This window comes from Rhodococcus sp. O3 (genome assembly GCF_048897285.1).
Lineage (GTDB): Bacteria > Actinomycetota > Actinomycetes > Mycobacteriales > Mycobacteriaceae > Rhodococcus.
In genome coordinates, this window is the sequence record NZ_JBMBTE010000136.1 from 1 (window position 1) to 12645 (window position 12645).

General features: G+C 70.4%; 12 protein-coding genes. 8 read left to right on the forward strand and 4 right to left on the reverse strand.

The features are described from left to right. A partial coding sequence (locus tag ACN675_RS24595) for an FAD-binding oxidoreductase (RefSeq protein WP_420753328.1) occupies positions 1 to 1609 on the forward strand: 1609 nt, incomplete at its 5' end. Next, positions 1606 to 2493, forward strand: coding sequence for a diacylglycerol kinase (locus ACN675_RS24600; protein ID WP_420753329.1), 888 nt, complete (start codon positions 1606 to 1608; stop codon positions 2491 to 2493). The genes ACN675_RS24595 and ACN675_RS24600, both read left to right, overlap by 4 nt. 9 nt (positions 2494 to 2502) lie before the next feature. Here ACN675_RS24600 and ACN675_RS24605 read toward each other — a convergent pair whose 3' ends face one another. Then, a complete protein-coding gene (locus ACN675_RS24605; RefSeq protein WP_420753330.1) occupies positions 2503 to 3219 on the reverse strand; it encodes a PIG-L deacetylase family protein in 717 nt (238 codons plus the stop codon). A gap of 57 nt (positions 3220 to 3276) precedes the next feature. On the opposite strand from ACN675_RS24605, the gene ACN675_RS24610 reads away from it, so the two are divergent. Together ACN675_RS24610 and ACN675_RS24615 are read left to right on the forward strand one after the other, a co-directional pair. Next, positions 3277 to 4608, forward strand: a complete 1332-nt coding sequence (locus ACN675_RS24610) for an alpha/beta hydrolase (RefSeq protein ID WP_420753331.1) — start codon at positions 3277 to 3279, stop codon at positions 4606 to 4608. After that, positions 4605 to 7115, forward strand: a complete 2511-nt coding sequence (locus ACN675_RS24615; protein WP_420753337.1) for a bifunctional lysylphosphatidylglycerol flippase/synthetase MprF — start codon at positions 4605 to 4607, stop codon at positions 7113 to 7115. Before ACN675_RS24610 ends, ACN675_RS24615 begins: the two co-directional genes overlap by 4 nt. Positions 7116 to 7148: 33 nt before the next feature. Here ACN675_RS24615 and ACN675_RS24620 read toward each other — a convergent pair whose 3' ends face one another. Continuing rightward, complete coding sequence (locus ACN675_RS24620; protein WP_197252582.1) at positions 7149 to 7322, reverse strand: hypothetical protein; 174 nt, start codon at positions 7320 to 7322, stop codon at positions 7149 to 7151. A 230-nt stretch (positions 7323 to 7552) separates the two neighbouring features. Between ACN675_RS24620 and ACN675_RS24625 the strand changes: the two genes are divergently transcribed. The 3 genes from ACN675_RS24625 to ACN675_RS24635 are packed head-to-tail and all read left to right on the forward strand — an operon-like array spanning position 7553 to position 9445. After that, positions 7553 to 8149, forward strand: coding sequence for a biotin transporter BioY (locus ACN675_RS24625; RefSeq protein ID WP_197252581.1), 597 nt, complete (start codon positions 7553 to 7555; stop codon positions 8147 to 8149). Between the two features lie 10 nt (positions 8150 to 8159). Next, on the forward strand, positions 8160 to 8843 hold the full coding sequence (locus ACN675_RS24630; protein WP_420753332.1) for an energy-coupling factor ABC transporter ATP-binding protein: 684 nt from the start codon (positions 8160 to 8162) through the stop codon (positions 8841 to 8843). After that, positions 8840 to 9445: an energy-coupling factor transporter transmembrane component T family protein gene (locus ACN675_RS24635; RefSeq protein WP_420753333.1), complete on the forward strand. Its 606-nt coding sequence runs from the start codon at positions 8840 to 8842 to the stop codon at positions 9443 to 9445. The genes ACN675_RS24630 and ACN675_RS24635 overlap by 4 nt, the downstream gene beginning before the upstream one ends. Here ACN675_RS24635 and ACN675_RS24640 read toward each other — a convergent pair. Further along, a complete protein-coding gene (locus tag ACN675_RS24640) occupies positions 9442 to 10068 on the reverse strand; it encodes a TetR/AcrR family transcriptional regulator (RefSeq protein ID WP_420753334.1) in 627 nt (208 codons plus the stop codon). The two genes, ACN675_RS24635 and ACN675_RS24640, sit on opposite strands and share 4 nt — an antisense overlap. Before the next feature lie 215 nt (positions 10069 to 10283). On the opposite strand from ACN675_RS24640, the gene ACN675_RS24645 reads away from it, so the two are divergent. Beyond that, positions 10284 to 11966, forward strand: a complete 1683-nt coding sequence (locus tag ACN675_RS24645) for a class I adenylate-forming enzyme family protein (protein ID WP_420753335.1) — start codon at positions 10284 to 10286, stop codon at positions 11964 to 11966. Between the two features lie 111 nt (positions 11967 to 12077). On the opposite strand, the gene pspM is transcribed toward ACN675_RS24645, so the two are convergent. Next, on the reverse strand, positions 12078 to 12645 hold a 568-nt coding region (gene pspM / locus ACN675_RS24650), incomplete at its 5' end, for a phage shock envelope stress response protein PspM (RefSeq protein WP_420753336.1).

Here is a 12645-nt window from a genome sequence, read left to right on the forward strand (position 1 = left end):
CACCCCGCAACATCCCGACGAAGCGCCGACGATGGTGTGGGACGCGTGGGGAACCGAGGACCGCCGCACCCAACTCTCCGCGCGGGTCCTCGACCTGCTCGAACAGGCACTCGGCGTCGACACCGGCCCCGACCGTGTCCTCCCCGAGGCCGACGTGCGACTGGGTCCGGGCCGGCTGCGCCCCGAACACCGCGACGAACTCGCCCGGATCGTCGGCCGCGACCACCTCGCCGACGACGACCGGACGCGGCTGCGGCACGCGGGCGGCAAGAGCACCCTCGACCTCCTGCGCCGACGCAGCCGCGCCGAGCAGGACGCACCCGATGCGGTGCTGTTCCCCGGCAGCCACGAGGAGGTCCTCGCCGTGCTCGCCTACTGCTCGACGGAAGCGATCGCGGTGGTCCCGTTCGGCGGCGGCACCAGCGTCGTCGGCGGCGTGGACCCGGTGCGTGGGCGGTTCGAGGCAGTGGTCACGGTCGATCTGCGCCGCCTGACCGCGCTGACGAGCCTCGACCCGGTGTCCGGTCTGGCGACCCTGCAGGCCGGCGCGACCGGACCGCAGGCCGAACAGTTGCTGGCCGCGCACGGCTTCTCGCTGGGTCACTTTCCCCAGAGCTACCGGCACGCGACTCTCGGCGGCTTCGCGGTCACCCGCTCGGCGGGCCAGGCCTCGGCCGGCTACGGGCGGTTCGAGGACATGGTCGACCATCTCGTCGTCGCCACCCCGCGGGGCACCCTGCGGGCCGGACGAGCGCCGGCGTCCGCGGCCGGTCCCGACCTGCGCCGGTTGTTCCTCGGCTCGGAGGGCACGCTCGGCATCGTCACCGAGGTGGGGGTGCGCATTCATCCCGTACCCGCGACCACCGCGTTCCGGGCGTGGTCGTTTCCCGATTTCGCGACCGGAGCGGCAGCATTGCGCGCGCTCGCGCAGACCGACGCCCTGCCGACGGTGCTCCGGCTGTCGGACGAGGCCGAAACCGGCATGAATCTCGCACTGCACGAGAACATCGGCGGTGACGCTCCCGGCGGCTGCCTCGCCGTGACCACCGTCGAGGGCAGCGAAGCGCACGTGCGGGCCCGCGCCGCCGAGGTCGCGGCGCTGCTCGCGGCGTCCGGCGGCACCGATCTGGGAGACGGACCGGCCCGCGCCTGGCAGCACGGCCGGTTCGACGCACCGCATCTGCGCGACGCCCTGTTGCGGGCCGGGGCGCTCGCCGAAACCCTGGAGACCGCGACGACCTGGTCCAACCTGCTGTCCCTGCGCGCCGCCGTCACCGAGGCGCTCACCGCGGACCTGACCGCGCAGGGCACACCGCCGCTGGTGATGTGCCACATCTCCCACACCTATCCGACCGGCGCATCGCTGTACTTCACGGTGGTGTGCGCCCAGTCCGACGACCCGATCGCGCAGTGGTCGCGGGCCAAACGCGCCGCGGGCGACGCGATCGTCGCGGCGGGCGGCACCATCACCCATCACCACGCGGTCGGCCGCGACCACCTACCGTGGATGGAAGCGGAGATCGGGGACCTCGGGCTGGACGTGCTCGCCGCGGTGAAGAACGCGATCGACCCTCGCGGAATCCTCAATCCTGGGAAGCTGATCGGGTGACCGGCACCGTCACCGCACTCACGAACCCGGCCGCCCGCGACCGGCGGTCCGCGCACGTCCGCGCCGCAGCCCTGCACCGCCTGCGCGAGCGCGGGTTCGTCGTCACCGAGATCGCCGGCGAATCTCCGGCCGAATCCTCGGAACTGGCGGCGCGGGCCGTCGCGGACGGCACCGACGCGCTGGTGGTGATCGGCGGCGACGGCCTGGTGTTCCTGGCGTGGCAGGTGGTGGCCGGCACCGGAATTCCGCTCGGCATCGTCCCGGCCGGCACCGGCAACGACCACGCGCGGGCGCTCGGCATCCCCACCGATCCCGTCGCGGCCGCAGACGTGATCGTCGGCGGCCGTACCCGGACGATCGATCTCGGGCGTGCAACGCCGGTCGGGCTCCGGCCGATGTGGTTCGGCACGGTGCTCGCCAGCGGCTTCGATTCCCTGGTCACCGACCGCGCGAATCGGATGCGGTGGCCACGCGGGCACCTGCGCTACAACGCCGCGACAGTGGCCGAACTCGCGAACCTGAGACTGCTCCCCTATCGAATCACCTTGGACGGCAACACTTTCGACACCGAAGCCACGATGGTGTCGGTGGGCAACGCGTCGAGCTACGGCGGCGGGATGCGGATCGCACCGAACGCGCGGCTCGACGACGGCCTGTTCGACGTGGTCGTGGTGACCTCGGCGAGCCGGTCGCGGCTGCTGCGCCTGTTCCCGACGGTCTACCGCGGCACCCACGTCGACCTCGACGAGGTGACGGTGTGCCGGGCGCGGTCGGTGCGGCTCGACTGCCCCGGCATCACCGCCTACGCCGACGGCGAGCGCGTCGGACCCCTGCCCGTCGACATCGAGGCCGTGCCCGACGCCGGCCGCGTATTCGTTCCCTAACCGTCGTTCCTATCCGAACATGTACAGCTCGAATCCGGCGGCGCGGTCGGCGTCGAACCCCGGCAGCGGCCCCGACGCCATCGTCACCTGAGCCTGCGCCTGCTCCTCGACGGGCACATCGCTCAGCGCCTCGAGGTAACGCCGGTGCGCGGCGAGCGAGGCCACCGCGACCTCGACCGTGTCGGTGACGTCCACCGCGTGCGTCGGCATCGTGGTGTTGACGGCAACCCATCGCACCCCGGTCCACGGTTCGAGTCCCTGTTCGGTCAGCTCCGGGAAGATCCACTCGTTGGCGGCGTCGGAGACCGCGTCGAGCACGCTGAGTCCCAGCGCGCGATGGTCGGCGCTGTTGAGAATCCCCGGGAACCAGGTGAGCCCGAAATTGCCGGTGACCACCATGTGCGGGCGGTGCCGCCGGATCGCGGCGGCGATGTCGCGGCGCAGATCCGGTCCGGCGACGAGCGTGCCGTCGCGGTGACCGAGGAACTCGACCTGCTCGACCCCGACGATCCGCGCCGATTCCCGTTCCTCCGCTTCGCGCAGCGGCCCGCACTCCTCGGGAGGCAGGCCGGCGATGCCCGCTTCGCCGCTGGTGGCCAGCACGTAGCGAACGTCCTTGCCCTGCCGGGTCCATCGCGCGACCGCCGCAGCCGCACCGTATTCGATGTCGTCGGGATGCGCCGCGATCACCAGTCCGCGTTCCCAGTCCTCCGGTACCGATTCCATACGACCACTATCTGCGATGACGGTTCGGTGCGGGGACACTCGCGCATACTGATGATCATGTCCTGGTCCGGGATCGCCGAGGCGATGCTCGACGTACAGCTGATCACCACCGCGGCCGCCGTGACCTTCTGGTGTCTGACCGTGGCCGGGATCGCGGTGCTCGTGGCGCGCCGGAGCCGGCGATGGGGCGTCGTCGGCATCCCCGGCGCGATCGCGGTGACGCTGGTTCTGCTCGGACTCGCGGCGCTGCTGATCGAGAAGGTGTGGCGACCGTTCCCGGATCCGTTGCCGCTCGCCGTGTACTGGTGGGCCGCGACCGGAGTTCTGGCCGTCGTGCTGCTGATCGGCCGATGGCCGTTCCGGCTCCGCGACCGCCCTCGCGTCCCGGTCGCGGTGGGGCTGGTCGTCGCGGCGAGCGCCGTGGTCGCGGCTGCGGCGGGTCACATCAACCTCGTCTTCGACGCCTATCCGACGGTGCGATCCGCACTCGGCATGTCCGAATTCCGCACCGTTCCGCTCGCCGACGCTCAGGTGCGCACCGCGACGACGGTCACCGGCACACCCCTGTCGGCGCAGTGGACGCCGCCGGCGGAGATGCCATCGTCGGGCGCGGTCGTCCGGACGCCGATCCCCGCGGCGACCTCCGGGTTCCCCGCGCGGGAGGCGCGGATCTACCTGCCCCCGGCCTACTTCACCGATCCTCGCCCCGAGCTTCCGGTTCTGGTCCTGCTGGCTGGGCAACCCGGCAGCCCGGACGACTGGCTGGTCGGGGGCAGGCTGACACAGACGATGGACGCGTTCGCCGCGCAACACGACGGACTCGCTCCCGTGGTCGTGGTCGCGGACGGCACCGGCGGGCAGTTCGCGAATCCGCTGTGCATGGACTCGCGGCTGGGCAACGCCGCGTCGTACCTGACCGTGGACGTACCCACCTGGGTGAAGCAGAACCTGCAGATCGACGAGGATCCGCGGGCGTGGGCGATCGGCGGGTTGTCCTACGGCGGTACGTGCGCGCTGCAACTCGCGACCGTTCGGCCGGACGTGTACCCGACCTTCCTCGACATCTCCGGGCAGGCCGAGCCCACCCTCGGTGATCGCACCCGCACCGTGCAGGAGGCGTTCGGCGGCGACGACGCCGCCTTCGCGCGCAACAATCCGGCGGATCTGCTTGCGCACAAACGCTATCCGGACAGCGCGGGCGCGTTCGTCGTGGGTCTCGACGACCGCGAGTACCGTGCGGGTGTCGAGCAGCTCACCGCCGCGGCACGCGCGGCCGGTATGGACGTGCACTTGACGGAACTGCCAGGGGGACACACCTTTTCGCTGTGGTCCGCCGCACTGGAGAAGGAGATGCCGTGGCTGAGCCGGCGACTGGGTCTCATTTCGTGACCGCGCGGCGGGTACTCGACGGGCCCGCCGGGCGCGCGGCGACAGCACTGCGCCGCGCACCGGTATCGCTCGTCCTGCTGGCCGCGTGGTGGGTGCTCGGGATCGTGACCGGCGCTCTCCGGCACGGACCGTCCCCCGATCTCGCGCAATGGGTGTCGTCGGGGGTCGGGAGCTTCGGAAGCGGACATGTGTGGGTGCTGTGGACCTCGGGCCTGTTCGCATCCGGCATCGTCGAGTACCTGCTGGTGACCGTCGTGATCCTGGCGGTGGCGGTGCCGACGGAGAATCGCATCGGCAGCGTGCCGTTCGCCGCCGCCGCGGTCGTGACCCAGGGCATCGGTTCGGCGCTGGCACTGCTGATCGCGTGGGTCGCGTCGACCGTCCCGAACACGTGGGGCATCGACCTGCACGGTCATGTGATCGAGGATCCCCTGCCCTGGGTCCTGGGTACGTTGCTCGCGTCGACCGCGGTGATGGACACCCTGTGGCGGCGACGGATCCGAACGCTCGTGCTGGTGTTCCTGGTGACAGCCGCGCTGTTCGCCGGGCACCTGCAGGACGTGACGCGGCTGTGCGCGGCCGCGGCGGGCGTGATCCTGGGGCCGTGGCTGTGCGGACGCTCCGCGCGGGGCCCGGCGCTCGGCGGCACCGTCCGGGAGCAGCGCACGCTCATCGCACTGGTCGTGGCCGCGAGCGTGCTCGGCCCCGTCCTGGCCGCGTTCTCGCCGCACGCGATCGGACCGCTCTCCGCGCTGCGGCTGCTGTTCGACCAGGTTCCCTACTCGGCCCGCGAACTGGTGGACGTCTGCGCCGACCCGGCGCTGCACAACGAATGCCGCAAGGGACAGCAGGCGCTGCGGCTGTCCGGGCTCGGACCGCTCGTGATGAACCTGATGCCGTCGATCGTGCTGCTCGTGTCCGCGGAGGGGCTGCGCCGGGGACGACGCGCCGGGTGGCTGCTGTCGGTGTGGGCGCACATCGCGCTGATCGGAATCGCCGCCGCGAGCCTCGTCGCCGAGACCACCGAGCAAGACGCGACCAGGTCGCTGCTGTACGGGCAGCATCGGCACAGCTCGGTGTACATGGAACTGGCCCCGCTGCTCGCTCTCGTCGCGATCCTCGTGCTGCTGCTGGCGAGCCGACGGCTGTTCCGGGTCCGTGCCCCGCGGGGCACCTATCCCCCGGTGTGGCTGGGCCCCCTCGGCGCTCTCGCGGTCGCCACACTCGTCTACGTCGGCGCCGGATCGCTGCTCTCCGACGGTTTCGACCGCGATCCGGGATTGTGGACCCTGCTGCGGGACATGCCGCGGCGACTGGTCCCGCCGGTCTACCTCCAGCTGTTCGAACCGCCCGTACTGCCGCTCACGTCCGCCGCGACCCTGTTGTTCGAGTGGGTCGGTGTCCTGGTGTGGGCGGTGTTCTGCGGGCTGATGCTGCGCAGCTTCCAGATGCCGGCGCTCGGCTACGACGCCGACGCGCAGCGGCGCGTCCGCGAACTGCTGCACTCGCCCGGCGGATCGTCCCTGTCGTGGATGACCACCTGGGCCGGCAACCACTACTGGTTCTCCTCCGACGGCCGGCATGGCGTCGCGTACCGGGTGCACTCCGGTGTCGCGCTCACCACCGGCGACCCGATCGGTGACCGCGACACCCTCGTCGCCGCCGTCGACGAGTTCGCCGTGTACTGCGCCGAGAACGGCTGGACACCGTGCCTGTACTCGGTCGGCGAGCCCACCGCGGCCGTCGCCCGTGAACACGGCTGGACGTGCCTGCAGGTCGCCGAGGAAACCGTGATCCGACTCGAAGGACTGGCCTTCTCCGGCAAGAAGTTCCAGGACGTGCGCACCGCCCTCAACCGGGCCCGCAAGGACGGCGTCACCGCCGAATGGACGAGCATGCACGATGCCCCGCTGGCCGTTGTCGAGCAGATCGTGGCGATCTCCGAGGAATGGGTCGCCGACAAGGGCCTGCCGGAGATGGGATTCACACTCGGCGGTCTCGAGGAACTCCGCGATCCCGAAGTCCGGCTGCTGCTCGCGATCGACGGCGACCGGCACGTCCACGCGATCACTTCGTGGATGCCGGTCTACCGCGACGGCACCGTCGTCGCGCTGACCCTCGACTTCATGCGCCGTCGCTCCGACGGTTTCCGCCCGTCGATGGAGTTCCTCATCGCGTCGGCCGCGTTGTCCGCCCAGGAGGAGGGCCTCGAGTACCTGAGCCTGTCCGGCGCTCCCCTGGCTGCCGCCGGACGCACCGACGCGGTGGACCGCACGGCTCTCGACGCGCTGCTCGAGATGCTCGGACGCACCCTCGAACCGGTCTACGGGTTCCGGTCCCTGCTCGCGTTCAAATCCAAGTTCCGGCCCGAGTACCGGCCCCTGTACATGGTCTTCCCGGATCCCGCCGCGCTGCCCGCGATCGGGCTCGCCGTCGGCCGTGCCTACCTTCCCGACGTCTCGCTCGGGCAGGGGCGGCGCCTGCTCACCCAGTTGCTGCGCAGGTGACAGATGCCGCCCGGACGACAGGACCGTTGCGGATCAGACCTTCATGATGTCGTCGTGCTTGTCACCCGCGATCGCCTTGTAGATCAGGTATCCGCCGAAGATGATCGCACTCACCACGAGAATCCCGAACAAGTGCTCGAACAGGGCGCCGAACAACGCCAGCCCGATCCACACCAGCGCCACCACGCCCACGATCTTCCAGAACATCGCCTTCTCCTGACTCGATTGGCATATCTGCCTGCCGTACACCCACGATCCTGACAGTCCGAGACCGGAAAAACACCAGGTCAGGCCACAAATCAGGGAAAGATGGGGGGAATCCCCCAGGCGCCGGCCACCACTTCGGGGTCACGCCCGGAGCGGGGTGGTGACGCACAGCACGCACAAGGCACATAGGCTCGACGCGTTCCCACCCATGTGAAGAAGGCTGAGAAATCGTGTCGTCGACCCGTCGCATTCCCGCCCGCGACCTGGCGCAGATCGCCGTGTTCGCCGCTCTGATCATCGCGCTCGGGCTTCCCGGGCAGATCACCATCGGATCGTCGGGCGTGCCGATCACGCTGCAAACCCTCGGGGTGATGCTCGCCGGCGCACTGCTCGGTGCCCGCAAGGGCGTGCTGTCCGTCGCGACGGTCATCGTGCTGGGTCTCGCACTGCCCGTCCTCGCCGGCGGTCGCACGACCCTCACGTCCCTGGCCTCCCCCACCGCCGGCTTCCTGATCGGCTGGATTCCCGCCGTCGCGGTCATCGGCTGGTTGTCCGCGCGGATGCTGCCGCGCTATCGGGTGGTGCCCGGCGTCGCGATCAACGTGCTGGGCGGGATCGTGGTGCTGTACGCCTTCGGCATCGCCGGAATGCTGCTGCGCACCGACCTGACCTTCTGGGCCGCTCTGAGCGCCAACGTGACCTTCCTGCCCGGCGACCTGCTCAAGGCCGTCGTCGCAGCCGCGGTTGCCGCCCAGGTTCACCGCGCCTACCCCGGTCTGATCGCGTCGCGCGTGGCGGCGAAGCCCGCCGGCGACCTCGCCCACTGACCGACCGCCGATGAGCGAGATCCGCTTCGATTCGGTCCGGCACGCCTACGGCGAACGGGTCGTGCTCGACGGCATCGACGTGACCCTCACCGAACGGCGGATCGGCATCGTCGGGGCCAACGGCAGCGGCAAATCGACGCTGGCCCGCATGATCAACGGTCTCGTCGTTCCCACCTCCGGCACGGTCACCGTCGACGGTCTGGACACCGCACGCAAGGGACGCGAGGTGCGGCGGCGCGTCGGATTCGTGTTCACCGATCCCGACCACCAGATCGTCATGCCGACCGTCGCCGAGGACGTGGACTTCTCGTTGCGCCGCAGCGGACTCGGCAGAGCCGAACGCGCCGAACGGGTTCGGCGTGTCCTCGGCGATTTCGGCCTCGGCGGGCACCACGACCATCCCAGCCACTTGCTGTCGGGAGGCCAGAAGCAGATGCTGGCGCTGGCCGCGATCATGGTCACCGACCCGCAGGTCCTCGTCGCGGACGAGCCGACCACCCTGCTCGACCTCCGCAACACGCGGCTGATCTCGCAGACGTTCGCGAACCTCGAACAGCAGTTGATCGTCGTGACCCACCAGCTGGATCTGCTCGCCGACTTCGATCGGGTGCTCGTCGTCGACGGCGGCCGGATCGTCGCCGACGACGCGCCCGGCCCGGCCGTCGACTTCTACCGGACGCTGGTCGCATCATGACGACGCTGGGCCTCTACCACCCGGCGGCCACGCCGCTGCACCGTCTCCCGGCCGGCCCGAAGCTCGTCGCCACCGCAGCGGCGATCGTCGCGCTGACGCTGTGGATCGACCGGCCGTGGCAGGTGCTGCCCGTCACCGCCGTCGTGGCCGGGCTCTACGTCCTGGCACGGATTCCGGTCCGGCTCGCCGTCGTCCAGTTGCGTCCGTTGCTGTGGATGCTCGCGTTCATCGGCGTGTTCCAGGTCGTGGTGGCGGGCTGGGAGCGCGCGGTGGTGGTGTGCGGTTCGCTTTTGCTCGCGGTCGCGCTCGCGGCGCTGGTGACACTCACGACCCGAGTGACGGACATGCTCGACGCGATCATTGCGGGTCTGGGACCGCTGCGCCGGGTCGGTGTGAATCCGGAGCGGATCGGCCTCGTGCTGGTGATGACCATTCGTTGCATCCCCCTGCTCGGTGAGCTGGTGACGCAGGTGAGCGATGCCCGCAAGGCCCGCGGCCTGGGCTTCTCGTTGCGTGCCCTGGTGGTCCCGGTCGTCGTGGGCGCCCTGCGGTCCGCGGATGCTATGGGAGAAGCGCTCTCCGCGCGGGGCGTGGACGACTAACCCGCTCCCGTGATCGGCCGGTCACTTCGGTGTGCCCGGCGCGGCCGGTATTCGACGACGGTGAAGGCGATCGCGACGTACCGGTCGACGATCTCGTCGAGAGATACGCCTCCGTCCGGGTCGAACCATTCGGCGATCGCGTTGCACGCCGCGATGATGGTGCGGCGTGCTTCGTCGGGAAACGGCGTGCGGAAATCGCCGTCGGAGATTCCCTGTTCGATGATCGCCCGGAACCTCTCGGTGCCGCGCACCTCGTGGTCGCGATAGGCCCGCTGATGTTCCGGGTCCAGGCTGCGCCGCTCGGTCCGCCCGATAGTGCTCTTCGCGGGATGGGTGGCACGGAACCGCACCGTCGCCTCGACCAGCGCGTCGAGCCTCTCGGCGGCGCCGGGACCGGCCTGCCCCAGGGCCCGGTCGCACGCCTCGGTGTAGGCGGCGAGCCCGTCCTCGAGGAGCGCGACGAGCACCTCCTGCTTGCTCCGGTAGTAGTAGTACAACGCCGAGAGGCTCAAACCGGCGCGCTGGGCGATGTTCCGGATGGTGGCGGCGGCGTATCCCCGCTCGGCGAATTCCGCGCGAGCGGCGTCGAGGATGGCGGCGTGCCCCGGCGGTTGCGCGCTCATCGGGCTCCGTTCGGTCGGCGGCGAATCCGGCTCACACTGAACAATCGTACAGCCAAGGGGACAAAGTCCCACAGATCGACGCCGGGCGAACGCACATTTCCCGCAAATCGAACCTTCCTCACTGAACGTCTGTACGGTAGCGTCGGCAACGATCCGGCCATTTTCATGACGCCGGTCACAACGCACCGCACTTCGCTCGGGACTAAGGAACATCCGTGACTGCTCTGCGACTTCCCGTCGGCATGCCCGACGGTCTGACCTATCCGTCCGTCGGCCTCGATGCCGTGCTCGCCGGTGCGGCGCGGCGGTACCGCGACCGGGTGGCCCTCGTCGACGGCGACCTCTCGCTGACATTCGGCCAACTGCAGGATCACGCGCTGCGCGTCGCCCACGGCTTGCGGCAGCACGGCATCCGACGCGGCGACGCCGTCGCACTGTGCCAGCCCAATTCCGCATGGTTCACGGTGACCTACTTCGGATCCCTGCTCGCCGGGGCCGTCGTCGCGCCGATCAACCCGACGCTTCCCCCTGCTGCGATCCGGGATCAGCTCGACGAGGTCGGGGCGACCGCCGCGATCGTGCACGCCTCGACGGCCCCGCTGATCGAGGCGGCAGCGGCTCCGACCGTGCGCCTGGTCGTCGCGGTACCGGCGACAGCTGCAGCACCCGCCGAATCCTCCCCGGCGGCCATCGCACTCGAGCAGCTGCTGACGTTCGAACCCGAACCGGCACAGCCGATCTCACCGGACGATCTGGCACATCTGTCCTTCACCGGCGGCACCACCGGGCGGTCGAAGGCCGTCCGTGTCCTGCACCGGAACGTCGTCGCCAATGCCCTGCAGATGGCGACGTGGCGTACCGGCGCAGTGCCCGTCGTCGACGCCGGAGCGGTGTATCTCGAGGAGGTCCCGGGCGCGCGGACCGAATTCATGTCGCCACTCGGGCAGGCGTGTTCCGTCACCGTCGCACCGCTGTTCCATGCGATGGGGCTGGTCACCCAGAACCTGAACGTGCTCATCGGCGGTACCTCGGTCATCATGGGCCGATTCGACCCGGCGCGGTTCCTCGACCTCGTCGAGGAACACCGCGCTACGCAGCTCTCGGGCTCCCCCGCGTTCTTCCACGCCCTGCTCGCATCGTCGGCACTCGCCGACCGTGAGTTCACGTCCGTGTGTTCGCTGACGTCCGGCGCGGCACCCATCGACACCTCCACGCTGGAGGCACTGCGCGGTCCGTTCCCCCGCGCGATCGTCGTGGAGTCCTACGGCCTCACCGAGGCCACCATGGGTCTGTGCTCCGGACTCCTGGACACCGCGGACCCCACACCCGTCGGATCCGTCGGGGTCCCGGTCTTCGACACCGAGATCGAGATCCGCGACCCCGGGGCCCCCGACAGGATCGTCCCCACCGGCGAAGTCGGTGAACTCTACGCGCGCGGCCCGCAGATCGCCGACGGATATCTCGGGCATCCCGAGCTGACCGCGGCGCAGTTCCGGGACGGGTGGCTCCTCACCGGTGATCTCGCCCGCCGGGACGAGGACGGCAACATCTTCATCGTCGGCCGCGCGAAGGACATGCTGATCTACAAGGGTTACAACGTCTATCCCGGGCAGCTCGAGGAGATCCTCGCGACCCACCCGTCCGTCGCCCAGGCCGCGGTGATCGGAGTTCCGGCCGGAGACGCCGGGGAGATCCCGGTCGCCTACGTCGTGCCGACCGCGGGCACGGTCCCGGACGCCGACACCGCCCAGGAGTTGCTCGATCACGTGGCGGCGCAGGTGGCGCCGTATCAGAAGGTCCGCGAGGTGCACTTCACCGACGCACTGCCCACCTCCGCGGCGGGCAAGATCCTCAAGACCGAGCTCCGGCAGAACCATCGACCGGCGGTGAGCCACTGATCGTCCGCGTCGCCGCGAGCGCGTTCACTCCGGCGCGTGCGAACTCCCGGCCGGGGTCCTGTTCGACGAGCAGGGCCCCGGTTGCCGGTCACGGCAGTTGTTCAGAGGGTTCTAGGACCGGAAGCGCTGCTGGATCCGGTCGACGTCCTGCCACGACTGCGCCCAGCCTTCGAGGCGATCGGACGCGGAGATCAATTCGGCGCGCTGCTGTTCGAGCACGGCCATGGGCCGACTGCCCTCGGGTGCCCCGGCGAGCCGCGCGGCGGCCGCCACGAGCTCTTCGAACTGATCGACACCGGTCTCGAGACGGTGACCGGCCGCGGCGAGTGCCGGGCCGAGCTGCGCCGCGGCGGCGGCACTCCCGCGCGCTGCGGATTCGAGCGCGACAACGTCGACCGCGACGGCCTCGAGCGCGGACGACGCCGACCGGGCGGCCTCACCGATCTCGTCGAGATCCTCGGGAACGACCGCCTGGGACCGCGCGAGGACCCCGAGCAGATGCGCCAGGCTCTGCTCGTTGCTGGCCAGTCGCGCCATGGGTGCGCGTGCGACGGAGCCGTCCGGTGGCAGCGCGCGCCGACGCGGAGGAGCCGGCGGGATGGGTACCGCATCGAGGCGTCGCACCTTCCGGACCGCCAGAACCGCGGGGACCGCGAGCGCGGCGGTGGTGCCGCCGGTC